Annotated in this window: 18 protein-coding genes and 1 pseudogene; 11 read left to right on the top strand and 8 right to left on the bottom strand. The window is 61.5% G+C overall.

The features are described 5' to 3' along the window. Positions 1-116 precede the first annotated feature (116 nt). The 3 genes from AB9N64_RS06465 to AB9N64_RS06475 all read right to left on the bottom strand — a co-directional run bounded on the left by AB9N64_RS06465 (position 117) and on the right by AB9N64_RS06475 (position 6,245). Positions 117-3,803, bottom strand: a complete 3,687-nt coding sequence (locus tag AB9N64_RS06465) for a translocation/assembly module TamB domain-containing protein (RefSeq protein ID WP_371360061.1) — start codon at positions 3,801-3,803, stop codon at positions 117-119. Continuing rightward, the gene (locus tag AB9N64_RS06470; RefSeq protein WP_333959430.1) at positions 3,803-5,530 is read right to left on the bottom strand and encodes an autotransporter assembly complex family protein; all 1,728 of its coding nucleotides are present in this window, start codon (positions 5,528-5,530) and stop codon (positions 3,803-3,805) included. The genes AB9N64_RS06465 and AB9N64_RS06470 overlap by 1 nt, the downstream gene beginning before the upstream one ends. A gap of 64 nt (positions 5,531-5,594) precedes the next feature. Beyond that, the gene (locus AB9N64_RS06475; protein ID WP_014718948.1) at positions 5,595-6,245 is read right to left on the bottom strand and encodes an N-acetyltransferase; all 651 of its coding nucleotides are present in this window, start codon (positions 6,243-6,245) and stop codon (positions 5,595-5,597) included. 166 nt (positions 6,246-6,411) lie between these two features. Here AB9N64_RS06475 and xthA point away from each other — a divergent pair, with 166 nt between their 5' ends. After that, positions 6,412-7,224 (top strand): exodeoxyribonuclease III, encoded by an 813-nt coding sequence (gene xthA / locus AB9N64_RS06480; protein WP_333959431.1) that lies wholly within the window; start codon positions 6,412-6,414, stop codon positions 7,222-7,224. 197 nt (positions 7,225-7,421) lie between these two features. Then, the gene (locus tag AB9N64_RS06485) at positions 7,422-8,753 is read left to right on the top strand and encodes a substrate-binding domain-containing protein (protein WP_371360062.1); all 1,332 of its coding nucleotides are present in this window, start codon (positions 7,422-7,424) and stop codon (positions 8,751-8,753) included. A gap of 137 nt (positions 8,754-8,890) precedes the next feature. Here AB9N64_RS06485 and AB9N64_RS06490 read toward each other — a convergent pair whose 3' ends face one another. Beyond that, positions 8,891-10,120 carry an acyl-CoA dehydrogenase gene (locus tag AB9N64_RS06490; protein ID WP_014718951.1) on the bottom strand — a complete coding sequence of 410 codons (1,230 nt, stop codon included), beginning with the start codon at positions 10,118-10,120 and terminating at the stop codon, positions 8,891-8,893. 151 nt (positions 10,121-10,271) lie between these two features. Between AB9N64_RS06490 and AB9N64_RS06495 the strand changes: the two genes are divergently transcribed. From AB9N64_RS06495 to AB9N64_RS06505, 3 genes are read left to right on the top strand one after another with little or no spacing between them, the layout of a single operon-like run. Continuing rightward, the gene (locus tag AB9N64_RS06495) at positions 10,272-11,201 is read left to right on the top strand and encodes a LysR family transcriptional regulator (protein WP_014718952.1); all 930 of its coding nucleotides are present in this window, start codon (positions 10,272-10,274) and stop codon (positions 11,199-11,201) included. A 53-nt stretch (positions 11,202-11,254) separates the two neighbouring features. Further along, on the top strand, positions 11,255-11,647 hold the full coding sequence (locus AB9N64_RS06500) for a MerR family DNA-binding transcriptional regulator (protein ID WP_003192195.1): 393 nt from the start codon (positions 11,255-11,257) through the stop codon (positions 11,645-11,647). A 16-nt stretch (positions 11,648-11,663) separates the two neighbouring features. Continuing rightward, positions 11,664-12,566, top strand: a complete 903-nt coding sequence (locus tag AB9N64_RS06505) for a hydroxymethylglutaryl-CoA lyase (RefSeq protein WP_014718953.1) — start codon at positions 11,664-11,666, stop codon at positions 12,564-12,566. A gap of 641 nt (positions 12,567-13,207) precedes the next feature. On the opposite strand, the gene AB9N64_RS06510 is transcribed toward AB9N64_RS06505, so the two are convergent. After that, a complete protein-coding gene (locus tag AB9N64_RS06510; RefSeq protein WP_019819446.1) occupies positions 13,208-14,839 on the bottom strand; it encodes an AMP-binding protein in 1,632 nt (543 codons plus the stop codon). A 150-nt stretch (positions 14,840-14,989) separates the two neighbouring features. On the opposite strand from AB9N64_RS06510, the gene AB9N64_RS06515 reads away from it, so the two are divergent. From AB9N64_RS06515 to AB9N64_RS06530, 4 genes are all read left to right on the top strand, one after another. Continuing rightward, positions 14,990-16,153 carry an isovaleryl-CoA dehydrogenase gene (locus AB9N64_RS06515; protein ID WP_371360063.1) on the top strand — a complete coding sequence of 388 codons (1,164 nt, stop codon included), beginning with the start codon at positions 14,990-14,992 and terminating at the stop codon, positions 16,151-16,153. A gap of 12 nt (positions 16,154-16,165) precedes the next feature. After that, the gene (locus tag AB9N64_RS06520) at positions 16,166-17,773 is read left to right on the top strand and encodes a carboxyl transferase domain-containing protein (RefSeq protein ID WP_333959433.1); all 1,608 of its coding nucleotides are present in this window, start codon (positions 16,166-16,168) and stop codon (positions 17,771-17,773) included. A 132-nt stretch (positions 17,774-17,905) separates the two neighbouring features. Next, positions 17,906-18,712, top strand: a complete 807-nt coding sequence (locus tag AB9N64_RS06525; RefSeq protein ID WP_014718957.1) for a gamma-carboxygeranoyl-CoA hydratase — start codon at positions 17,906-17,908, stop codon at positions 18,710-18,712. Next, positions 18,709-20,634, top strand: coding sequence for a biotin carboxylase N-terminal domain-containing protein (locus tag AB9N64_RS06530; RefSeq protein ID WP_371360064.1), 1,926 nt, complete (start codon positions 18,709-18,711; stop codon positions 20,632-20,634). Before AB9N64_RS06525 ends, AB9N64_RS06530 begins: the two co-directional genes overlap by 4 nt. Here the strand turns inward: AB9N64_RS06530 and AB9N64_RS06535 are convergent. Continuing rightward, a complete protein-coding gene (locus AB9N64_RS06535) occupies positions 20,631-21,266 on the bottom strand; it encodes a LexA family transcriptional regulator (protein WP_073453423.1) in 636 nt (211 codons plus the stop codon). The two genes, AB9N64_RS06530 and AB9N64_RS06535, sit on opposite strands and share 4 nt — an antisense overlap. A gap of 187 nt (positions 21,267-21,453) precedes the next feature. Here AB9N64_RS06535 and AB9N64_RS06540 point away from each other — a divergent pair, with 187 nt between their 5' ends. Next, the gene (locus AB9N64_RS06540; protein WP_014718960.1) at positions 21,454-21,747 is read left to right on the top strand and encodes a DUF6124 family protein; all 294 of its coding nucleotides are present in this window, start codon (positions 21,454-21,456) and stop codon (positions 21,745-21,747) included. 465 nt (positions 21,748-22,212) lie between these two features. Further along, a pseudogene (locus AB9N64_RS06545) lies at positions 22,213-23,365 on the top strand (M14-type cytosolic carboxypeptidase). Positions 23,366-23,416: 51 nt separating this feature from the next. Here the strand turns inward: AB9N64_RS06545 and AB9N64_RS06550 are convergent. Continuing rightward, on the bottom strand, positions 23,417-23,956 hold the full coding sequence (locus AB9N64_RS06550; RefSeq protein ID WP_003192209.1) for a cytochrome b: 540 nt from the start codon (positions 23,954-23,956) through the stop codon (positions 23,417-23,419). Beyond that, positions 23,953-25,035: a catalase family peroxidase gene (locus AB9N64_RS06555; RefSeq protein ID WP_014718962.1), complete on the bottom strand. Its 1,083-nt coding sequence runs from the start codon at positions 25,033-25,035 to the stop codon at positions 23,953-23,955. The genes AB9N64_RS06550 and AB9N64_RS06555 overlap by 4 nt, the downstream gene beginning before the upstream one ends. Between the last annotated feature and the right edge of the window lie 160 nt (positions 25,036-25,195).

The following is a 25,195-nucleotide window of genomic DNA, read 5'->3' on the forward strand; positions in this document are numbered from 1 at the left end:
ATAACCGGTGTGGGAGCTGGCTTGCCTGCGAATGCGATGGTTCAGTTACAGATTCAGTGACTGGCACGCCGCCTTCGAGGGCAAGCCCCCTCCCACATTTTTTTACAGCGTACCGGTCAGAAATCGCGCTTGTAAAAGATATCCAGGGAGCTGGCCACACCCGTCGCCACTTCCAGGTACACCTTCTTGCTCAGCAAATAGCGCAAGGCAATGGTATTGGCCGGCTCGAACACCCCTACCCCATAACGCAGGCTGAGCTTCTCGTTGATCTTGCCGCTGGCCACCACCGCCGTACTGTTGCCAGTGCCTTGGGTGTCCAGATCAAAGTCCTGAATCCCCAGCTTGTTGGCAATGTCCGAGGTCACCCCCGCGCTGCCCATCAAGCCCAGGCCTAAGGCGGCTTCGGCGAGCATGTTGTTGTCTTCGCCGGTGTTGGTGCGCGAACGGCCCAGCACCAGGTATGACAACGCATCTTCCTGGGCCATGGCCGGCTCGGAAAAGATCTGCGTGGTGGGTTGTTCGGCGCTGCCGCTCAGGCGAATCCCAGCGGTCACGGTGCGCGACGATTCGACCACCACGCGCACAGCTTCGATATCCAGGAACGGTTGGTCCAGCGGCCCGGCAAACAACAGCCGTGCACGGCGCACGTTGAGGCGTTGGCCGTAGGCGCGGTAGCGGCCGTCGTTGAGCCACAGCTCGCCGCGGGTGTCCATGTTGTCGCCGATATGCACATGGCCCTGGACCTTGGCGGTGAGGCCGAAGCCGGCGAAGTTGAGCTGGTCTTCGCCTACCTCCACGTCGATATCCATGGCCATGGCCATCGGCGCTTTGCCCTCTTCGGTCTGGCTGCCAATGATCACGGTGTCGTCGGACACCTTGACCGTCGAAGGCGGCAGTTCGCGCACGGTGATATCGCCACGGGGGATGTGGACTTTGCCGGCAATCGCCAGTTTGTCGTTCTTTAGGCTGATCTTCAGGTCGGGTGCCACCTCCAGCTTGGCGTAGGGTTCCACCGTCACCGGCAGTTGCGAGCCTTTGAGGCTAAGGTCGACCACCAGGGCGCGGCCCCAGTCGATCTGGCCCTTGAGGCTGCCCTGCCCGGCTTTGCCGCTGTGCCAGCCGCCGTTGAGCTGCACGCTTTCGCCGGCGATTTGCGCCTGCAGGTTCAGGCCCTCGAGGCTGATGGGCAGTTCCGGCCCGGAGACTTCGCCGTCCACAAGGTTCAGGTTGCCGTTGACCAGGGGCGCGAGCAAGCCGCCGGAGATACGGCCATTGCCGTTGAGTTTGCCGTTGAGCGTTTCCACCATCGGCACAAAGGGCCGCGCGACGGCGAGGTCCAGGCCGGTGAGGCTGAACGTGCCAGTGATCGGCTTGTTGTTCGGCAACGGGTTGATCTGCGCCTGCAACAACAGCTCGCCGAGCTTGCCGCCACGGAAATTCAGCTGGGTGTCGATGCGCTTGGGGTTGAGAGTGGTTTCCAGTTTCAGGGTGTCGTAGGGGAAATCCAGCCACTGGCCCTTGTCGCGCACGCGCAGGGTGCCGCCACTGGCGTCCACCGCGACCACACCTTTTGGGCCGCTCTGGGGCAGGTCCAGTTGCACATCGGCGTTGAGCCTGCCCTGCCAGGCGAAGTCTTTGGGCAAGAACCCCGCGAGGCTGTCGAGGGGGAATTGCTTGAGGTGGTAACGCAACTTCGGCTCGGGCATCAGGCGCTGGTCTTCGCCACACAGGCTGGCGCCGCCGGAGACCCAGCAGTGCGCGCCAAAGGTCAGCTTGCCATCGGCCAGCCGCTCGATTTTTGCCGGGGCTTGCAGCCGCCAGTCCTGGCCACCGGCTTGCACGTCGCCGCTGGCCAGGCGCCCGCGCCAGTTGTCTTTGTCGAGGTTGCCATCCAATGCCAGGGCCAGCTTGACCAGCGGGCCAGTCAGGGCCAGTTGGACCTTCTGGCTCTTGATATCGCCCTGGGCGCTGGCGGTGAGGTTGCCAACTTGCGTCTCGCCGCTTTGAATGCCGCTGGCCTTGAGATCGAGCTTGGCGCGTTGGGCGCTATCGAGGTTGGCGTCCAGGTTGAGGCTTTGCAGGCGGTTGTCGGCAAAGGCCAGTTGCTGGCCCTTGAGGTCGAGCTTGCCTTGAGGGGCTTTCAAGGTGCCGGCCACCTCGACACGCCCGTTGACTTGCCCGCGCAGTTGCGGCCACAGCTGGGCCAGGCGCGCCAGCTTGATGTCGATCTGCCCGGCCAGGCGTTGTTGCAGGCTGCCGCTGCCGTTGATGCGGTTGTCGCCCAGGCGGATGTCCAGGTTGGCGAGGGTCCATTGTTCGCCGGCGCCTTCGGCCTTCGCGGCGAGCACGGCGGTTTGCCCGCGCAGGCGGCCCTTGAGGTCCAGGTCTGCGTTGAGCTTGAGCTGTTCGTTCTTGAACTCGCCTTTGCTGCGCAGCGGTCCGGCCAGGGTGCCGGGCAGCTCTGCGACCCAGTAGGCGGGGTTCAGCGCCGACAGATCCAAGGCGGTGTCCCAGGCAATGCCGTCGGCAAATTGCAGGTTCAGGTGGCCTTCGGCCTTGCCTTGGCCGGCACTCAGTTTCAGCTCAGGCAGGAAGACCTGCTTGAGGTCGCCACTGAAGGGCGTGACCACATTGAACTTGCCCGCCGGGCCGTCGAGGTCAGCCTTGAGATTGCCCAGGTAGTTGCCGTCTTTATAGGAGATTTCACCGTTGAAGGTGCGCAAGGCCACTTGCGGTTCGTCGATGAGCGGATAGAGGCGGTGCCAGGGAAAATCCAGCCAGTCGATCTTGGCGTCCGCGCTGAAGCCTTGCTGCCAGTCCAGGTTGGCACTGAGCTTGAGGCTTTGCTTGTCGCCGGCCGTCAGGTCCAGACCGGCGATCTGCGCGCCCTTGGCGTCAACCTTGCCCTTGAGCAGTAAATCCACCGGGCCTTTTTCGGCCGGTAGCACGGCTTTACCCAGCAATTGGTAACCATTGCTCAGGTCACCTTTGGCGCTCAGGTCCAGTTGGTTGAGTTGCAGGGTATCGGGCAGGTCTGCGCTGGGTTTGAACGATTCGGAGGTGATGTGCACCTGCGCTGGCAGGTTTTCCACCAGGGGTTGCAGCTCGCCAGTGAGCTTGGCGGGCAGGTAGCCGCTGCTGTCGGCGTCGAGCTTGAGGGTCTTGAGCAGGTCGCCATCGATCTTGAGCGCAACGCTCCAGGGAACACCGCCTGGGGCGTAGGGCAGGCTGAGGTTGCCGGTGGCGTTCAGCGGCCAGTCGCCGGTGGGTTGCAGCAGGCCGGCGAGGTCCAGCACTAGGTCGTCGCGTTGTAAATGTACCGAGTCGATCTGCATACCGGCGCCAGTCCAATGCGCCGCCAGTTGCAGGCCCTTGAGTTCTTCGCTGCCGTTGAACAGCAGGCGACCGATGCGCACATCGCCCAACTGGATCGCAACCGGCAGCTTGAGCTCAGGCAACTGGATCGGCCCGCTGCTGCTTTCGTCGGTACTGGGCGCAAATTCCAGGCTGACCTGTTCCACATCCAATTGGTCGATGCAAAGGGTCATGCGAAGCAGGCAGCCGGGCGACCAGTCAAACTTTGGCGCATTCAACTCGACGCGGCTGCCATCCTGCTGCCACAGCAGATGGTCGGCGCTCCACTGCCCGCCCAGGCGGCCATGAAAACTCTCCACGCTCAAGCCCGGCACCTGGCCCAGCACCCAGCGGCTGCCCGCCTGAGTGCCGAGCACCGTCCATAGCGTCAACAGCAACAGCACGAGGATGGCGACCAGCGCCAGCCCCGCTATTTTCAAACCACGCATCACAGCTCAGGCCCCATGGAAAAGTGCAAGCGAACGCCGCCCGGATCTTCGAGGGCATGGGCCAGGTCGAGGCGAATCGGCCCCACCGGGGAGACCCAGCGCACGCCGACGCCCACGCCGGTTTTCAGGCTCGGCAGGTCGAGGTTGTTGAACGAGTTGCCTTGGTCGATAAAAGTCGCGATACGCCATTTGTCGGTGATGGAGTATTGATACTCGGCACTCAGGGCCACCATGTAGCGACCACCGATGCGATCGCCGCGATCGTTCTCTGGCGACAGGGTCTGGTACTCGTAACCGCGCACGCTCTGGTCACCACCGGCAAAGAAGCGCAACGACGGCGGCACGGATTTGTAGCCGTTGGTGGCACTGCCGCCAAATTGTGCACGCCCCAGAAAGCGGTGGTTGTCCCACAAGGTGGTCAGGCCTTTGACGGTGGCCGTGCCGTAAAGCAGGTTGGTGTCAGACCCCAGCCCCTCTTTGGCGACCTTGGTGTCGAACATCAGGCGGTAGCCATGGTGCGGGTCGATGCGGTTGTCACTGCGCAGGTAGGAATAACTCACGCCCGGCATCAGCAGGTTACTGAGGCCTGAGTCATTACCCAGGCGGTATTCTTCGCGTTGGTACTTGAGGGAGATCACCCGCGTCCAGCCACTGGGCAACTTGCTGTGCCATTCGGGGCCGATGGTGAGCAACTTGCTCAAGGTGTCGGTGTTGGCGATCTCTTCATTCTGGTAGCCGCCGGCAAAGCGCAGTTTGTCGGTGAGCGGCGGGTCGAGCGGGATGTCGTACCACAGCCCGACGTTCTGCCGCGGCGCCGACAGTTCGGCTTCCCAGCCATAACTGTGGCCCTGGGGGTTGACCCAATGGCGCGTCCAGTTGGCTTTGCCCCGTGGGCCGACGTCGGTGGAGTAACCCAGGCCCAGGCCCATGGTGCGCGGCTTGCGGGTGTCCAGTTGCACCGCCACCGGGATCACGTCATCGGTGGCGGCGGTGGGGCTGGCGTCGACGCGCACGCCTTCAAAGAAGCCGCTGGCTTGCAGGTTCTGATTGAGTTCGGCGACCAGTTCGGAGTCATAGGGCGTGCCGGGTTTGAACGGCACCATGCGCTGCAACAGCTCTTCATCAAAGGGCGTGTCGCCCGTAAAGCTGACCTTGCCCATGCTGTAGCGCGGGCCGCTGTCGTAAATGAGTTCGATGTCGGCCACGCCCGCTTGAGGGTCTACGGCAAGTTTCTGGCTGGTGAAGCGCCCGCTGAAAAAACCGTAGCGCGAGGCCTGGTTCTGGATCAGGCGCTTGGCGTCTTCGTAATGGCCGTGGTTGAGCACGGCGCCGGATTTGAGGTCGTCGCTGGCGGGCACGCGAAAGGCCTTGAGGCTCGCAGCCGAGCCATCGACCCGCAGAGTCACGTTGCGCAAATGCACCGGTTCGCCGGGGTCGATGGTGAGGGTCAGGCGCGGGTTCTTGCCGCCCTTCACCTCGCTGGCAATCTGTGGCTGATAGTAGCCCAAGGCCTGCGCGGCTTTGCGCGCCTGCTCCTCGGCGCCACGGCTGAACCGCAGCAAGGCTTCTTCATCACGATCGCCCACACCGCCGATATAGCCTTCGATGTTGGCTTTCAGCGCGTCGTTTGAGGGTTTGATCCGCACGTCCAGTTCGCTTTGCGCCAATGCGCCGCAGCTTGTGAACAGCAGAATCAAGCCGCTGGTAAATCTTCCTGGAAACTTCATAGGCGCGGATGCTACACGAGCGAGGGAGGAACTTTGAACCAGGATTAGTCTGAATAATTCTGTTCTAAGCCGTTGCAGGATGTAACGCCTGGGGATTGGGATGGTAAAACACATGCTCGCGCACCGGCCCTACGGCGACTTCGCCGATTTCCTCATAGCCCTGGCGCTTGTAGAAATCCAGGTAACGGGAGTTGCCGGTGTCGAGCACCACGCCGGATGAATGCGGGTCGTCGGCACACCAATTGTGTACCGCTTCCAGCAACTGCTCACCATGGTGCTTGCCCTGAAACTGCGGGTGAATGCCCAGCAACGGCAGCACATGCACAGACTCGTTGGGCAGGCACGCCATGACGGCATGATGGTATTCCAGGTAACGCCGCGTACCGCGCACGCCCGTGCTCAGCCACATGCGGATTTGCCAGGCCCAGCTTTCGGTGATGCCCAGGCGCCGTTGCGGCGGTGCAATCAGGGCGATGCCGATCAGCCGGTCGTTGACGAACAGGCCGATGGCCGGAAGTTTCTGGAAGAAATGCTGCTTGACCAGTTCGCGCACGGTGGCACGTACTCGCTGCTCATAGCCCGGCCGCTCGGCTTCGAAGATGTAGGCGAAGGTCGGCTCATGGCGATACGCCTGGTACAGCAGGGATCGCGCTTCCCGGGAGTAGCCGCTATTGAGCAGGCGGATTTCGGCAGTGGCCGTCGAAGTGTCTGGCATAACAATCAATCTCCCTGGGCGCCACTCAAACATGGCGTTCTTATGGGTACGAACCTGCACAGCTCCAGTCGTTCCCACCTTAGCAGCGCATTCACCCTACCGCCACGCTGGCCCCCGTCCGACTTGTCGGCTAGCATCGCCCTTTTGCCAGACTGGACTGCCGACCATGAAAATCGTCTCCTTCAATATCAACGGGCTGCGTGCTCGCCCTCATCAGTTGGCGGCGCTGATTGAAAAGCATCAACCGGACGTGATCGGTTTGCAGGAAACCAAGGTCCACGATGATCAGTTCCCGTTGGCTGAAGTGCAGGCCCTGGGTTATCACGTGTACTACCACGGGCAGAAAGGCCATTACGGCGTGGCGCTGCTCTCGCGCCAGCCGGCCTTGAGCATGCACAAAGGTTTTGCCAGCGATGAAGAAGATGCCCAACGCCGGTTTATCTGGGGCACCTTCGCCGATGAAAACGGCCACCCAGTGACCATCATGAACGGCTACTTCCCCCAGGGCGAAAGCCGCGACCACCCAACCAAGTTCCCGGCCAAAAAGCGCTTCTATGCAGACTTGCAGCACTTGCTGGAAACCCAGTTCAGCAATGACCAGGCACTGGTGGTGATGGGCGACGTGAACATTTCCCCAGAGGACTGCGACATCGGCATTGGCGCCGACAACGCCAAGCGCTGGCTGAAAACCGGCAAGTGCAGCTTCCTGCCGGAAGAACGCGAGTGGATGGCACGCTTGAAGAACTGGGGCCTGGTCGACAGCTTCCGCCACCTCAACCCGGACGTGACCGACCGTTTCAGTTGGTTCGATTACCGCAGCCGTGGCTTTGAGGACGAGCCCAAGCGCGGGCTGCGCATCGACGTGATCTTGGCGTCCACCGGGTTGGTGCCACGGGTCAAGGACGCCGGGGTGGATTATGATTTGCGTGGGCTGGAGAAACCGTCGGACCATGCGCCGATCTGGTTGGAACTGAGCTGACAGTTGGCTTGGTGAAGATCTGAATGTGGGAGCGGGCTTGCCCGCGAAGGCGGTGTGTCAGTCACCGCACCTGCTGCTGCACTAACGCTTTCGCAGGCAAGCCAGCTCCCACAGTTGATTTGTGTTGTGTTGGTCATATGACTGCAATCCAACTGACTTAATCTCCCGGCACTCCCTTGGCTTGAGAAGGTGCCGGCATGATGCTGCGCGTTCTGTTCCTGTGTTTTGCAATCGCACTCCCCGCCGTGGCGGCCCCTCTGTCCATTCCCGACCAAGGCCCGGCCCTGCGCATCCAGGGCTCCAACACCATCGGCGCGGCACTCGGCCCGGCGCTGGTCAAAGGCTTGATGGAGTATCAGGGCTTGCAGGATGTGCGTGCTGAACCGGGTGCCGGGGTGAATGAGCAGCGCGTGGTCGGCAAGACACGCCAAGGCCAGACGGTCACGATCGAGGTCGCGGCCCACGGTTCCAGCACCGGCTTTGCGGCGCTGAAAAACAACCGCGCCGACCTCGCCGCAGCGTCCCGCCCGATCAAAGACAGCGAGCTGGTGGACCTCGATCCCCTGGGGGACTTGAAAAGCCCAGGCGCCGAGCATGTGATCGCCATTGATGGCCTGGCAATCATCGTCAACCCGCGCAACCCGCTCAATAGCCTCAACACCGAGCAATTGGCGCAGATCTTCAACGGCGAGGTCAGCACCTGGGAGGCGCTGGGAGGTACAGGCGGGCCCATTCATTTATATGCCCGGGATGATCAATCCGGCACCTTCGACACCTTCCGCGAACTGGTGCTGAGCCGCCGCGGCAAACCGCTTGCACCCTCGGCCAAGCGCTTTGAATCCAGCGAACAGCTGTCCGATGCGGTGAGCCAGGACCCCCAGGGCATCGGTTTTATCGGCCTGCCCTCTGTGCGCCAGGCCAAGGCGGTGGCGATTGTCGACGGCGACTCGCAACCGATGTTGCCGCTGACCAGCCTGATCGCCACCGAGGATTACCCGCTGTCACGTCGGCTGTTCTTCTACTTGCCGCCCTCTTCCCGCAACCCATGGGCCAAGGCGTTGGTGGAGTTTTCCCAAGGCAGCAAGGGCCAGGCGATTGTGGCTGCCAATGGCTTCATCGCCCAGCAGGTGCAAGCGATCGGTGTCGCGCCGCGCCCGCCGATGCCCGACGATTACCAGGCCATCGCCCGAGACGCTCAGCGCCTGACGGTGAATTTTCGCTTCGACGAGGGCAGCGCCAGCCTCGACAATAAAGCGCGCCAGGATGTGCAGCGGGTGGTCGCCTATATCAGAAGCCACGGCAAGCTGAATAAACAGGTGACGCTGGTGGGGTTTGGCGATACCAAGAATGATCCGCAACGTGCGGCGCTGCTATCGAAGTTGCGGGCGATGGCAGTGCGCCGAGAGCTGGTCAAGAGCGGCGTGGTGCTCAAGGATATTCGCGGGTTTGGCGCGCAGATGCCGGTGGCGGCCAATACTGCGGATGAAGGCCGGATCAAGAATCGGCGAGTGGAGGTTTGGGTGTACTGAAGATCGTTGAAGATCGTTCCCACGCTCCGCGTGGGAATGCCGCTCTGGACGCTCCGCGTCCGCTCTTGAGAGGGACGCAGAGCGTCACGGGAGGCGTTCCCACGCAGAGCGTGGGAACGCTCATCGGCGACGCGGTGTTACTGCCCGCCGCGCATCAATTCCCGCGGCACATATTTGCCAATCTCGAACTTGCCAATCGCCGCACGGTGCACTTCGTCCGGGCCGTCGGCCAGGCGCAGGGTGCGTTGCATGGCGTACATATAGGCCAGCGGAAAATCATTGGACACCCCGGCGCCGCCGTGCATCTGGATCGCGCGGTCGATGACCTTCAAGGCCACATTCGGCGCCACCACCTTGATCTGGGCGATTTCGCTTTTCGCCACTTTGTTACCCACGGTGTCCATCATGTACGCCGCTTTCAAGGTCAACAGGCGCGCCATGTCAATTTCCATGCGTGAGTCGGCGATCTTGTCGATATTGCCGCCCAATCGCGCCAAGGGCTTGCCGAAGGCGGTGCGACTGACCGAGCGCTTGCACATCAATTCCAATGCGCGTTCGGCCATGCCGACCGAACGCATGCAGTGGTGAATGCGGCCTGGGCCAAGGCGGCCCTGGGCGATCTCGAAGCCACGGCCTTCGCCCAGCAACACGTTTTCATAAGGCACGCGCACATTGTCGAACAGCACTTCGGCATGGCCGTGGGGCGCATCGTCGTAACCGAATACCGGCAGCGGCCGCAGGATTTTCACACCTGGGGTATCGACCGGCACCAGGATCATCGAGTGCTGCTGGTGACGCGGTGCATCGGGGTTGCTCAGGCCCATGAAGATCAGGATCTTGCAGCGCGGGTCGCAGGCGCCGGAGGTCCACCACTTCTTGCCGTTGATCACCCACTCGTCGCCCTGGCGTTCGGCGCGGGCGGCCATGTTGGTGGCGTCCGAGGACGCCACGTCCGGTTCGGTCATGGCAAAAGCCGAGCGAATCTCGCCGCGCAGCAAGGGTTCGAGCCAACGCTGCTTCTGTTCTTCGTTGGCGTAGCGCACCAGCACTTCCATATTGCCGGTGTCGGGAGCGGAGCAGTTGAATGGCTCCGGGCCCAGCAACGAGCGGCCCATGATTTCCGCCAAGGGTGCGTATTCCAGGTTGCTCAGGCCGGCGCCCAGTTCGGATTCCGGCAGGAACAGGTTCCACAAGCCCTCGGCCTTCGCCTTGGCCTTGAGCTCTTCCATGATTGCCGTGGGCTGCCAGCGATCACCTTCGCTGACTTGGCGTTCGAACACCGGTTCGGCTGGGTAGACATAAGCGTCCATGAACGCAGTGACGCGTTCACGCAGTTCCTGAACCTTGGGCGAATAGGCGAAATCCATGAGCAGCTCCCTTCTTTGAGAGGTTGTTTAGGTCATGCATTCGATGCTAGAACAGCGCTCATAATTTACCTAGCCTATTCTCGCCGTGTATTAACATTCATCACCGATATATGATCGGCGTATGAGCACCTCACAATAAGAGCGCAACGAAATGAATCTGAGCAAGGTCGATCTCAACCTCTTCATCGTCTTTGATGCGATCTACACCGAAGCCAACCTGACCCGCGCCGGGCAGATCGTCGGTATCACCCAGCCGGCGGTGTCCAACGCCCTGGCACGGTTGCGCGAGACCTTCAACGACCCGCTGTTCGTGCGCACCGCCCAAGGCATGGTGCCCACGCCCATGGCGCAGAATATTATCGGCCCGGTGCGCAATGCGTTGTCGTTGTTGCGCGTGTCGGTGCAGGAAAGCCGCATCTTCAACCCGCAGCAGGCGGCCAAGACCTACCGCATCAGCATGACCGACCTGACCGAGGCCGTGATCCTGCCGCTGCTGTTCCAGCGCCTGCGTCGCCTGGCGCCGACCGTGGTGATCGAGAGTTTCCTGTCCAAACGCCGCGAAACCACCAAGGAACTGGCCGCCGGGCGCCTGGATTTTGCCGTGGATGCGCCGCTCAATACCGACCCGCAGGTGCGTCACGTCAAGCTGATGGAAGACCGCTACGTGTGTGCCATGCGCAAGGGCCACCCGATGGCGGGCAAGGATAAATTCACGCTGGATGATTACCTGTCGCTGACCCATATCCATATTTCCAGCCGCCGCAACGGTTTGGGCTATGTGGACCTGGCCTTGGGCAAGATGGGCATTCAGCGCAAGATCGCCCTGCGTTCCCAGCATTACCTGATGGCCTCCCAGGTGCTGCAACAGACCGACATGGTGATGACCGTGCCCGAGCGTTTCGCTCGCCGTCATGAACTGCACTGGTTCCATTTGCCGGTCAACAACGTGCCGCCGGTGGAAACCCATTTGTACTGGCACGAAAGCACCGACCAGGACCCGGCGAACCGCTGGATGCGTGAACAGATGATCGAGTTGTGCCAGCAGGTGACGGCCCAGGAAAAGAAAGCCCAGCAGCCTTGACGTTTACGTCAACCTGCAATTAGCTTAGCGCCAAGACTTCCTTGAGCACCGCCATGAGCACCACCTACAGCATCTCCGACCTCGCCCGCGAGCTCGACATCACCACCCGCGCCATTCGTTTCTATGAAGAACAAGGCCTGCTGGCCCCCGAACGTCGGGGCCAGGAGCGCATTTACTCGGCGCGGGACAAGGTCAGCCTCAAGCTGATCCTGCGTGGCAAGCGCATCGGCTTCTCCCTGGCCGAATGCCGCGAACTGATCGAACTCTACGACCCCACCGGCGGCAACCAGATCCAACTCAACAGCATGCTGGCCAAGATCGCCGAACGCCGTGAACAGCTGGAACAACAACTGCTGGATATCGAACAGATGAAGCTGGAACTGGACACCGCTGAAGAGCGTTGCACCCAGGCCCTGGCGCAGACCATCAGCCAAGCCGGCCATTGAACAGAAGGTAACTGCCATGTCCCTCCCCTCCCACGTACGCCTGGTTGAAGTCGGCCCGCGCGACGGTTTGCAGAACGAAGCCCAGCCCATCAGCGTGGCGGATAAAGTCCGATTGGTAGACGCGTTGAGCGCCGCTGGCTTGAGCTATATCGAAGTCGGTAGTTTTGTCTCGCCCAAATGGGTGCCGCAAATGGCAGGTTCAGCCGAAGTGTTTGCGCAGATCCAGCGCAAGCCCGGCGTGACCTATGGCGCACTGGCACCGAACCTGCGCGGGTTCGAGGATGCGCTGGCGGCCGGGGTCAAGGAAGTCGCGGTGTTTGCGGCGGCGTCCGAGGCGTTCTCCCAGCGCAATATCAATTGTTCCATCAGCGAAAGCCTGGAGCGCTTCGCACCGATCATGGCCGCCGCCAAGCAGCACGGCGTCAGCGTGCGCGGTTATGTGTCCTGTGTGCTGGGTTGCCCCTATGAAGGCGAGATCGCCCCGGAGCAAGTGGCGGCCGTCGCCCGCGAGCTGTATGCCATGGGCTGCTATGAAGTGTCCCTGGGCGACACCATCGGTACCGGCACGGCGGGCGCTACCCGGCGCCTGTTCGAAGTGGTCGGCGCCCAAGTGCCACGGGACAAGCTGGCCGGGCATTTCCATGACACCTACGGGCAGGCCATCGCTAACATCTACGCCAGCCTGCTGGAAGGCATCACGGTGTTCGACAGCTCAATCGCAGGCCTGGGCGGCTGCCCTTACGCCAAAGGCGCCAGCGGTAACGTCGCCACCGAGGACGTGCTGTACCTGCTCAACGGCCTGGGCATCGACACGGGCATCGACCTGGAACGCTTGATTGGCGCCGGCCAGCAGATCAGCCAGGTGCTGGGACGGCCTACGGGTTCCCGCGTGGCGAAGGTGCGTAACGCAGGTGAGTAGCACAGCTGTGAGAATGTGTTACCGCTTCCCGGCATAACGGGTAACGCGGGAACAAAATCCGCCGTGCAAACTGAAAGAAAATACTGACAAAAAACCAACTCGTTGATTTTAAAGGCTTTTAAAAAGTTGGCACGCCTTCTGCTATCTCTATGGCATAACAAGAATAAAAAGCGCCAAACCTAATAAAAATAAGACGAAACGACTCTGACATAACAAAAACAACACGGCAGAGACGCAGCTAACAGATTTTTTTGGAGAAGATGTGCTTCCCAGGGTACGGCATGCCGCAACCCGCAACCGGATAGAGAAAAATAAAACTACCTCAGGTAGCTACCCACTGGTTGGATCGTTTACGAAGAAGCAGGTCAGCGTTCAAAAAAATACGTTTGCTCTTGACCCCGGATGGGGGTCGCCAAAAAAAGCGGTACGGGCCACGGCTACCAAAAACAACAACAGGCCGCCCCTCAATAATAAGAAAAGAGCACGCAACGACAAATTAAAGGGGACCTTCGGGTCCCCTTTGTGCTTTCTGGGTTTCACTATTTGGGTGGCACAGCAGGTTCGCGGGGTATCAGGTAGATGTGGGCCGGCAGTCAGGCCGCCATCGCAGGCAAGCCAGCTCCCACAGGGGTTTGACGTTGTCAGCGCGCTTGCAGCTCCTGGATGGAAATCTCGCGCATCCGAAATTTCTGAATCTTGCCCGTCACCGTCATCGGAAACTCATCCACGATCTTGAAATACCTGGGCGTCTTGAAATGGGCGATGCGGTCCTTGCACCAGCTCAACAACTCCAACTCATTGGCCACCTGACCGGGATGGAACTTGATCCAGGCAACAATCTCTTCGCCATAACGCTCATCCGGGATGCCAACGATCTGCACGTCCGCCACCGCCGGGTGAGTAAAGAAAAACTCTTCCAGCTCCCGCGGGTAAACGTTCTCCCCCCCACGAATGATCATGTCCTTGTTACGCCCGGCAATGCACACGTAACCCTCCTCATCCATGGTCGCCAGGTCACCGGTATGCATCCAGCCGGCATCGTCGATGGCCTCACGAGTGCCTTCAGGGTTGTTCCAGTAACCCAGCATCACGCTGTAGCCCCGGGTGCACAGTTCACCGATCACGCCACGGGCCACGGTGTTACCGGCCTCGTCGACAATCTTGGTTTCCAGTTGCGGTTGGGTGCGGCCCACCGTGGTGACACGCCGTTCGATATCGTCATCTGCGCCGGTCTGCAGCGACACCGGGCTGGTTTCAGTCATGCCATAGGCAATCTGCACCTCTGCCATGTGCAGCTCATGGATGACCCGACGCATCACCTCGATCGGGCATGTCGCCCCGGCCATGATCCCGGTGCGCAGGCTGGACACCTCGAACTCGGCCCGGCGTGGGTGATCGAGCAGCGCGATAAACATAGTCGGCACGCCATATAAGCCGGTGGCTTGTTCTTCGGCGACGGCGCTCAGCGTCAGCAACGGGTCGAAGCCGTCATTGGGGTAGATCATGGTGGTGCCGTGGGTGATACAACCGAGATTGCCCATGACCATGCCGAAGCAGTGGTACAGCGGCACTGGGATCACCAGGCGGTCCCCTGCCGTCAGGCCCAGGCTTTCACCGACCATGTAACCGTTATTGAGGATGTTGTGGTGACTGAGGGTGGCGCCCTTGGGGAAGCCAGTGGTGCCGGAGGTGTACTGGATATTCACGGGTTGATCGAAATGCAGGCTGGCCTGACGGCTTTGCAGTTGCTCGGGCGGCACGCCTGCGCCAAGGGCCGCCAACTGCGACCAGGGCATGAATTCAGGCGGCGGGCTGGGGTCCAGGCTGAGAAGGCCGCGCAGCTCGGGCTTCAGCGCCTGGAGCATGGCGTGGTAATCGGAGCTTTTGAACGAGCCGGCGCACACCAGCCATTGACAGCCGGATTGTTTGAGCACGTAGTCCAATTCGCTGCTGCGATAGGCCGGGTTGATATTGACCAGGATCACCCCGAGCTTGGCGCTTGCCACTTGGCAGATCAGCCACTCGGCACAGTTAGGCGCCCAGATACCCAGGCGGTCACCGGTTTGCATACCCAGGGCGAGGAACGCGCGGGCGTGTAGCTCAACCGTCTCGGCCAGCTGCCGCCAGGTGTAGCGCCGCTGCTGGTGGCGCACCACCAAGGCTTCGCCATCTGGATACTGCGCAACGGTGTGATCGAATGCCTGGCCAATGGTCATGGCCAGCAAGGTCTTGTCCTGGGAGCCACGGCTGTAGCTCGGGTGCAGTTGATCCATAACGACCCCTGTTATCTTTTTTGTAGGTTGACGTATACGTAAACTACGATTGACAGCGCCGTAACGCAAGCTTACGTTAACGTAAAGGTGAGCGCCCTCCTCCCGCGCCCCGCCCACACAACAACAAAGCTCACATTAAGGTGCCTGTCCATGAGTTACCCGTCCCTGAACTTCGCCCTCGGCGAGACCATCGACATGCTGCGCGACCAGGTGCAGTCCTTCGTGGCCAAGGAGATCGCACCGCGCGCGGCCCAGATCGACATCGACAACCTGTTCCCCGCCGACCTGTGGCGCAAGTTCGGCGACATGGGCCTGCTGGGCATCACCGTGCCCGAGGAATACGGCGGTGCCGGCCTGGGTTACCTGGCCCATGTGGTGAGCATGGAAGAAATCAGCCGTGGCTCGGCCTCGGTGGCGTTGTCCTACGGGGCGCACTCCAACCTGTGCGTCAACCAGATCAACCGCAACGGCAACCACGCACAAAAACTCAAGTACCTGCCCAAGCTGATCAGCGGCGAGCACATCGGCGCCCTGGCCATGAGCGAGCCGAATGCCGGTTCCGACGTGGTGTCGATGAAACTGCGCGCCGACAAGCGCGGCGACCATTACGTACTCAATGGCAGCAAGACCTGGATCACCAACGGCCCGGACGCCCATACCTATGTGATCTACGCCAAGACCGACCTGGAAAAAGGCCCCCACGGCATCACCGCCTTCATCGTCGAGCGCGACTGGAAAGGCTTCAGCCGCAGCAATAAATTCGACAAGCTGGGCATGCGCGGCTCCAACACCTGCGAGCTGTTTTTCGACGACGTCGAGGTACCCGAAGAAAACATCCTCGGCGTGCTCAATGGCGGCGTGAAAGTGTTGATGAGCGGCCTGGACTACGAGCGCGTGGTGCTCACCGGAGGGCCTACCGGGATCATGCAGGCATGCATGGACTTGATCGTGCCCTACATCCACGACCGCAAGCAGTTCGGCCAGAGCATCGGCGAATTCCAGTTGATCCAGGGCAAGGTCGCCGACATGTACACCCAACTCAACGCCAGCCGCGCCTACCTCTACGCGGTGGCCCAGGCGTGCGAGCGTGGCGAGACCACGCGCAAGGACGCCGCGGGCGTGATCCTCTACAGCGCCGAGCGCGCCACGCAAATGGCCCTGGATGCGATCCAGATTCTGGGCGGCAATGGCTATATCAACGAATTCCCCGCCGGGCGCCTGTTGCGTGACGCCAAGCTCTACGAAATTGGTGCGGGCACCAGTGAGATTCGGCGGATGTTGATCGGTCGCGAACTGTTCAACGAAACCCGCTGAAGGAGCACGCCCATGGCCACCCTGCACACCCAGCTCAACCCGCGTTCTGCGGAATTTTCCGCCAACCGCGCGGCGATGCTTGAACAGGTCGACGCCCTGCACAGCCTGCTCGCCCATGTCCATCAAGGTGGCGGCGCCAAGGCCCAGGAACGCCACACCTCACGCGGCAAACTGTTACCCCGCGAGCGTATCAACCGTTTGCTCGACCCGGGCTCACCGTTTCTCGAGCTGAGCCAACTGGCCGCCCACCAGGTGTATGGCGAAGACGTCCCGGCTGCCGGGGTGATTGCCGGCATCGGCCGGGTGGAAGGCGTCGAATGCATGATCGTGGCCAACGATGCCACGGTCAAAGGCGGCTCCTATTACCCGCTGACCGTCAAAAAGCACCTGCGCGCCCAGACCATCGCCGAGCAGAACCGCCTGCCGTGCATCTACCTGGTGGACTCCGGCGGCGCCAACCTGCCGCGCCAGGACGAGGTGTTCCCCGACCGCGAGCACTTCGGGCGGATCTTCTTCAACCAGGCCAATATGAGCGCCCAGGGCATTCCCCAGATTGCCGTGGTGATGGGCTCGTGCACCGCCGGCGGCGCCTACGTGCCGGCCATGGCCGACGAAGCGATCATGGTGCGCCAGCAAGCCACCATCTTCCTCGCCGGCCCGCCGCTGGTGAAGGCCGCCACCGGTGAAGTGGTGAGCGCCGAAGACCTGGGCGGTGCCGATGTGCACTGCAAGGTCTCGGGCGTGGCCGACCACTATGCCGACAGCGATGAACACGCCCTGGCGCTGGCGCGGCGCAGCGTGGCCAACCTCAATTGGCGCAAGCAGGGTGAGCTGCTGCAACGCCCGCCGGTGGCGCCGCTGTACAGCAGCGAAGAGTTGTACGGCGTGATCCCGGCGGATGCCAAGCAACCCTTTGATGTGCGCGAAGTCATCGCACGACTGGTGGACGGCTCGGTATTCGATGAGTTCAAGGCCCTGTTCGGCACGACCCTGGTGTGCGGCTTTGCGCACTTGCATGGCTACCCGATAGCGATCCTGGCCAACAACGGCATCCTCTTCGCCGAAGCCGCGCAAAAAGGCGCGCACTTTATCGAACTGGCCTGCCAGCGCGGGATTCCGCTGCTGTTCCTGCAAAACATCACCGGCTTTATGGTCGGCCAGAAGTACGAAGCCGGCGGCATTGCCAAGCACGGCGCCAAGCTGGTCACCGCCGTGGCGTGCGCCAAGGTGCCGAAATTCACCGTGATCATCGGCGGCAGCTTTGGTGCGGGTAACTATGGGATGTGTGGCCGCGCCTATGACCCGCGCTTTTTGTGGATGTGGCCCAACGCACGCATTGGCGTGATGGGGGCCGAGCAGGCCGCCGGGGTGTTGGTGCAGGTCAAGCGCGAACAGGCTGAGCGCGCCAGCAACGGTTTCAGTGCCGAGGAGGAAGACGCGATCAAGCAGCCGATCCTCGACCAGTATGAAACCCAGGGCCACCCCTACTACTCCAGCGCGCGCTTGTGGGATGACGGCGTGATCGACCCGCTGCAGACCCGTGACGTGCTGGCCCTGGCCTTGTCCGCCGCACTGAACGCCCCCATCGAGCCGAGCCGCTTCGGCGTGTTCCGCATGTAGCCTGTAGGAGCGAGCTTGCTCGCGAAGAACCTCAGGGCAACGCGGTCATTCTGAAGCCCCGCGTTATCGTTGACGATCTTCGCGAGCAAGCTCGCTCCTACAGCAGGCCTCTCATATTATGGAGCTCCTTGCATGAGCGACTTCAACACCCTCGAACTGATCACTGACCGCCGTGGCTTTGCCACGCTGTGGCTCAGCCGCGAAGCCAAGAACAACGCGTTCAACGCCCAGATGATCCGCGAGCTGATCCTGGCCCTTGACCGCGTACAAGGCGACCCGTCCCTGCGCTTCCTGGTACTGCGCGGGCGTGGCAAGCACTTCAGCGCCGGTGCCGACCTGGCCTGGATGCAGCAATCGGCCGAGTTGGACTACCACACCAACCTGGACGACGCCCGGGAACTGGCAGAGCTGATGTACAACCTGTCCAAGCTGAAAATCCCCACGTTGGCGGTGGTGCAAGGCGCGGCCTACGGGGGCGCGCTGGGCCTGATCAGCTGCTGTGACATGGCCATCGGTGCCGACGACGCCCAGTTCTGCCTGTCGGAAGTGCGTATCGGCCTGGCGCCGGCGGTGATCAGCCCGTTCGTGGTGCAGGCCATCGGCGAACGCGCTGCCCGTCGTTATGCACTGACAGCCGAGCGGTTCGGCGGCCAGCGCGCACGGGAGATCGGCTTGCTGGCGGACAGTTATCCGGCCGAGAGCCTGGATCAACAGGTGGACCTGTGGGTCACCAACCTGCTGCAAAACAGCCCGGCGGCCATGCGTGCCAGTAAGGATTTGCTGCGCGAAGTGGGCAACGGTGCCCTCACCCCCGCATTGCGACGCTATTGCGAAAATGCCATTGCGCGTATTCGGGTGAGCGCCGAGGGCCAGGAAGGTTTGCGCGCGTTTCTGCAAAAGCGTGCGCCAAGTTGGCAAAATCAGGAGCCACGCTCATGAGCACACTCACCACCGTTCTGGTGGCCAACCGTGGCGAGATCGCCTGCCGGGTCATGCGCACCGCCAAGGCCATGGGGTTGACCACCGTGGCTGTGCACAGCGCCATCGACCGCGATGCCCGCCATAGCCGTGAAGCCGATATCCGCGTCGACCTGGGCGGCAGCAAAGCCACCGACAGTTACCTGCAAATCGACAAGCTGATTGCCGCCGCCCACGCCAGCGGCGCCCAGGCGATTCACCCCGGCTACGGCTTCCTTTCAGAAAACGCCGGCTTCGCCCGTGCCATCGAGGCGGCAGGCCTGATCTTCCTCGGCCCGCCCGCCTCGGCCATCGACGCCATGGGCAGCAAATCCGCGGCCAAGGCCCTGATGGAGACGGCCGGCGTACCCCTTGTGCCGGGTTATCACGGCGAGGCCCAGGACCTGGAGACCTTCCGCGCCGCCTGTGAGCGTATCGGCTACCCGGTGCTGCTCAAGGCCACGGCGGGCGGCGGTGGCAAGGGTATGAAGGTGGTCGAGGACGTCAGCCAACTGGCCGAAGCCCTGGCCTCCGCCCAGCGTGAGGCGCTGTCGTCGTTCGGCAACGGGCAGATGCTGGTGGAGAAATACCTGCTCAAGCCGCGGCATGTCGAGATCCAAGTGTTCGCCGACCAGCAAGGTCATTGCCTGTATCTCAATGAGCGCGACTGCTCGATCCAGCGGCGCCATCAGAAAGTCGTGGAAGAAGCCCCGGCACCCGGCTTGAGTGTCGAGCAGCGCCGGGCCATGGGCGAAGCGGCCGTGCGCGCTGCCCAGGCCATCGGGTATGTGGGCGCAGGTACGGTGGAGTTTTTGCTGGATGCCCGTGGCGAGTTTTTCTTTATGGAGATGAACACGCGGTTGCAAGTGGAGCATCCGGTGACCGAAGCGATTACCGGCCTCGACCTGGTGGCCTGGCAGATCCGGGTGGCCCAGGGTGAGGCGCTACCGATCACGCAAGAACAGGTCGCGTTGAACGGTCATGCAATTGAAGTGCGGTTGTATGCCGAAGACCCGGCCAATGACTTTCTGCCCGCCACCGGGCACCTGGCGCTGTACCGCGAGTCCAGCCAGGGCCCTGGACGCCGCGTGGACAGTGGCGTCGAGCAAGGCGACAGCGTGTCGCCCTTCTACGACCCGATGCTCGGCAAGTTGATTGCCTGGGGTGAAGACCGCGAACAGGCGCGCCTGCGCTTATTGAGCATGCTGGATGAGTTTGCGGTCGGCGGGCTCAAGACCAACCTGGGCTTTTTGCGGCGCATCATCGGGCACCCTGCGTTTGCCGCCGCCGAGTTGGACACCGGGTTTATCCCGCGCTATCACGATGAGCTGTTGCCGACGCCAGGGGCCTTGAGCGATGAGTTCTGGCAGGCGGCGGGCTCGGCGTTTATGCAGAGCTTGCCGGCGGGTGACGGGCCTTGGGCCAATCGCCAGGGCTTTCGTGCGGGCCTGCCTGCCGAGGTGTCGCTGCACCTGAGCTGCAATGGGCAGGATCGGTTGGTGACACTGACCGGGCAACCGTCTCAGTTATGCGGCGAACAGTTGCTGACTGAACATCAGGGCGTGCGCCGTGCTCATCTGGCGGTGCGCAGTGAAGGCAGCCTGTACCTGCGTTGGGACGGCGAGATGCATGCCGTCAGCCTGTTCGACCCGATTGCGGCGGTCGAGGCCAGTCAATCTCATCAGGGCGGCCTCACCGCACCGATGAACGGCAGCATCGTGCGAGTACTTGTGGAGGTGGGCCAAACTGTTGAAGCCGGCGCTCAACTGGTGGTGCTCGAAGCCATGAAGATGGAGCACAGCATCCGGGCGCCCCACGCCGGGGTGGTCAAGGCGCTGTTCTGCCAGGAAGGTGAAATGGTGGCAGAAGGCAGCGCGCTGGTGGAGCTTGAAACGGCAGGCTAGAACTTCGCCGTGGCTTGCACCACCACACCCAGGAGGCGGCAGCCGTCGGTGAGCAGCACCTTGGGGTAAGTGGGGTTGAGCGGCACCAGGTAGTGCTGGCCGCTTTCTTCCTGCAATCGGCGAAAGGTGGCCTGGGGGGTGCCAGCCCATTGGGCCACCACCAGCCTGCCGGGCTCGGGCGCGATGGCCGGGTCAACCAGGATCATCATGCCAGCCGCAATGCTCATGCCCGTGGGGGCGGTCATGGCGTCTCCCGTCACCGGCAGCCAGAATGCCTCGCCTCGGGCGTGGTAATCGGTCAATTCGTAGCGCTCGGTGCTATAAGGCGCACGCTCTTCACGCAGCTCGCAGGCCTGCTTCCAGTCGCTGACCGGGTAGCGGAAATACCGGTTGTAGTGCGCTTCCCGTTCAGGCACTTGCGCGGCCCGTTCACGAATCTCCAGCGCCACCTCCAAATACCCCAACCCCAGTTCGGCCAGCACGCGGTTCATGTCCGCCAGGCTCGGCACGCGGCGTTTATTGAGCCAATGGCCGATGCCGCCCTGGGACATCCCCAGGCGCTGCGCCAGTTCATCCTGCGTGACCTTGCGGTCTTTCATGTTGGCTTTGACCAACGCTATCCAGTTATCCATGGCGCATCACAATACGGCGCCCATTTTTGCGGGCAATAAACAGTTTGTAGTAATCCATAAAACGACAGGAATACGATACGTACTATCATCAAGCCCAAGGATTTCGACACCCACCGGAGTACTGCCACTTATGACGACCCGCACACACCCAACGCCCGACACATCCGAACTGACTGAAGTAAACGACATGTGCAACAGTGGCGCAGCCCAGCGCGCACTGGACTACTACTTGAAAGAAAATCGGTCGACGCCGGATTCGGACGGGGCCATGTTCGCGATCAAATCCGATGTCAGCCAGGAGGAAGCCCTGATACACGCCTCGGACCTGTTGCGCAGTGCAGCGGCAACCGCCTACGAGTCGGCGTGCAGCCATCAGGGCAACCAACGCGACCTGGCGTTTTCAGTGGTGTATTTGATCGATATGGCGAAGGCGATGGTGGAGCGGTCGTTGCAAGCGCCCAGAGCGGCGGCAAACGCGTAGCAGGCATGAAAGAAAAATATTTCTATCCCACGGATAAAAACATTTGACTTGCAAATGATAATGATTATTATTGGGCTCAGCTGATCGCAAGATCAGTCGATAGACCAAGAGACCTTAGGTCGGACTCTTGGAATATCTCCTCATCAGGCTAATCACGGTTTTTGACCCGGCTCTTTGGCCGGGTCTTTTTTTTGCCAGTTTTCCTGGCGTGGCTTCAGGCTAATGAAGACTGTGTGTTGCTTGATGCCGCGCATGGTAGCAAAAGACTATCGCCCAACGAAAGTCGTCCGAGTGCTCTAGCGCGTATCTCTGCGAATTAGCGCTTGAGAATCAATCTCATAGACTCTAAGCTGCGGCGGCGTCAGGGATGACGCCCCCTCCCCCTGCAACAATTTTTGCATCCAGGTTTTACCGAACGCCTGTGTAAGATAGCCGCCACATCACTCATATTCAGGCAACCAGACTATGACCGTGGCCTTGACCTCCATCAAGATCAGCACCGACTTCGACAGCGGCAACATCCAGGTCCTGGATGCCAGCGACGCTTATCAGTTGTTGCTGGCAATCAATCCCGACACCCGCAGCGATCACTACCAATGGTTCCACTTCAAGGCCGAAGGCATGCACGTGGGGCACACCCACACCTTTCGCTTGAGCAACGCAGGGCGCTCGTCCTACAAGCATGCCTGGAGCGGTTACAACGCCGTGGCGTCCTATGACCATATCAACTGGTTCCGGGTACCGACGCGCTTTGATGGCGAGATCCTGCACATCACCCTCCAGACCCGGCAAAAGTACGCCTGGTTTGCCTACTTCGAGCCCTACAGCCGTGAACGTCATGACTGGTTGATCGAGCAAGCCCTGAAGTACGCCGGGGTCACCCTGCTAGCCACCGGCAAGAGCGCTGAAGGCCGCGATATCCAACTGCTGCGCCGTGGCAAAGGGATCGAAGGCCGGCGCAAGGTGTGGATCATCGCCCAGCAGCACCCCGGCGAGCACATGGCCGAGTGGTTTATGGAGGGCGTGATTGAGCGCCTGCAAAAGGACGGCGACGACGAACTGAAAAAAACTGCTGGCCGTCGCAGACCTGTACCTGGTACCGAACATGAACCCGGATGGCGCCTTCCATGGCCACCTGCGCACCAACGCCATGGGCCAGGACCTTAACCGCGCATGGCAAAGCGCCAGCCAGGAACTCAGCCCGGAAGTCCTGTTCGTCCAGCAACAGATGGAAAAATACGGCGTGGATATGTTCCTCGACATCCACGGCGATGAAGAAATCCCCTACGTGTTCACCGCCGCCTGCGAAGGCAACCCCGGCTACACGCCGCGCATCGAAGCCCTGGAAAAACATTTCCGCAGCCATTTGAGCCACCTGACCCGAGACTTCCAGACCACCCACGGCTACACCCGCGACCTGCCTGGCCAAGCCAACATGACCCTGGCCTGCAACGCGGTGGGGGAAAAGTACGACTGCCTGTCCCTGACCCTGGAAATGCCTTTCAAGGACAACGACGACGCACCCAACCTGCGAACTGGCTGGTCAGGCGATCGTTCGAAACAGTTGGGCAAGGACGTCTTGAGCAGCGTCGCTGATATCGTCGGGCGTTTGCGCTAACCCCTGAGGCGAGCTCTGGTGACGAGCGAGCTTGCTCGCCACCAGAAGCTGTCAATCCTTGCTGCCGGTCATGCTTTGCAAGACACCATCGCGGCGGATCAAACCGTGGAATAACGCGGCTGCCAGATGCACCAGCACGGTGAGAAACAGCAGATAGGCCAAATAACCGTGAGCCTTGCGCAACAACGCAAACAACGGCGCATTCGCCCCCAGCAGCGCGGGCAGTTGCAGGTTACTACTGAGCATCACCGGGTCACCGGCCGCTGAAATCATCGCCCAACCCAGCAGCGGCAACACCAGCATCAACGCGTACAACAGCACATGAGAGGCCTTGGCTGCCAGCCTCTGCCACACCGGCAAATCCGCTGGTAACGGCGGCTGACGGGTGGAAAAACGTACCGCCAGGCGCACGATCACCAGTGCCAGAATCGCAATGCCCAGCGGCTTGTGCAGGTGGATCAGCCACTCATGGCGCTCCGACACCGACGCCGCCAGACCCGCGCCGATAAACAGCATGGCGATGATCATCAACGCCATCAGCCAGTGCAACACGCGCGCCAAGGGCGCAAAGAACCGTGGTTGAGCATTCATGGCTTCGACTCCTGTGGGGCGCTGTGCAACGGGCTGACTTCACCGGCGCGGCGCAGGTACGAACTGGCATACGCGGCCGAACGTGCGGCCAGCAAGGGGTCGTTGGAGGCTTGGATACCACTGGGCAGAATCAACGGGTCAAAGTTGATATCGCGGCAATCACCGTCTGCCTGGGGCTGGCTGCTTTGCAACACCAACGTGCCGGCGTTGAGTACCTTGTGCGCGCCGGTCCAAGTCTTGCTTGCGTCGTCCAGCGGGTCGCCGGGGTTGGCCAGGGTCATGTTCAACTGCCAACGCAAGGGCCCAGCAGCCAGGCGTCGCACCAAATCCTGCTCCAGGAAGTCACTGCCAGCAGGTGCGGTATCACCCGCCGCATCCTGGCTCTGGGGCACCACCTCCCAACGCACGGCCTGGCGCGAACCATCGGCAGCCACCAGGTAAAACGCGTTGATGCCGTTATAGGTTTCAGTCGCATAACTGGCCGATGGCCTGGCGGTCTTGACCCAGGCCAAGAATGGCGCTGTCTCCGGGTGTGCGGCAAAAAAAGCCGGCATGCTCGACGGGTTCGGCTTGCCAGTGGCCGGGTCTGGCGCGCCGGCCTTGAGCAACTGGTAGAACGCCTCGGGCGTGCCCACCGGGAACACCGGCATGCTGTTCATCCCTGTACGCCATTGCTGGCCGTTGGCCTGGCTGAACTGCACGGCGAAACTGCGAATCGGCACACTGCTGTCCGGCGCGTAGGGGTTGCCGCTGGGCAAGGCAAACCGGCCGATGATCGGGGTCTTGGCCTCGCTGAACACCTGGGCGCTGGAATAGGCACGGGCCTCGGTACTGCTCTGGAAATAACCCGCCACGCATACGCCCTTGGCATGGTTACGGCGAAAACCCGGATGCACGCCGTTATTGGTTTCCAGGGCATTGACCAAGGTTTTTGGCCGCAGGCGTTGTGGGTCGAGCGTGCCATTGACGTAGGCAAATGCGCCGGCAACAACCGCAACCACGGCACCGATGCCGGCGAGTCGTGCGATCAGGCTCGCAGTGCTCAAGGGAGGACGGGGTGGTGATGAGTGATCTACCATGCAGGAACTCCAGGGCCAGAGGCCTCAGGCTGAAACATAAGGTCGGAGCATTAAGACGAACGCCGATGGGCTCTATTCCCAGGCCCTGGATTTATTTTGCGGGACGGGGAATAACCTTCAACGCCGGACGTCTCTCTAGTCCCAGCGTAGTGATCAGCCA

Origin of the sequence: Pseudomonas sp. KT_2_4, assembly GCF_041410225.1 — a bacterium.
In the GTDB taxonomy this organism is placed as follows: Bacteria; Pseudomonadota; Gammaproteobacteria; order Pseudomonadales; family Pseudomonadaceae; genus Aquipseudomonas; species Aquipseudomonas paracarnis.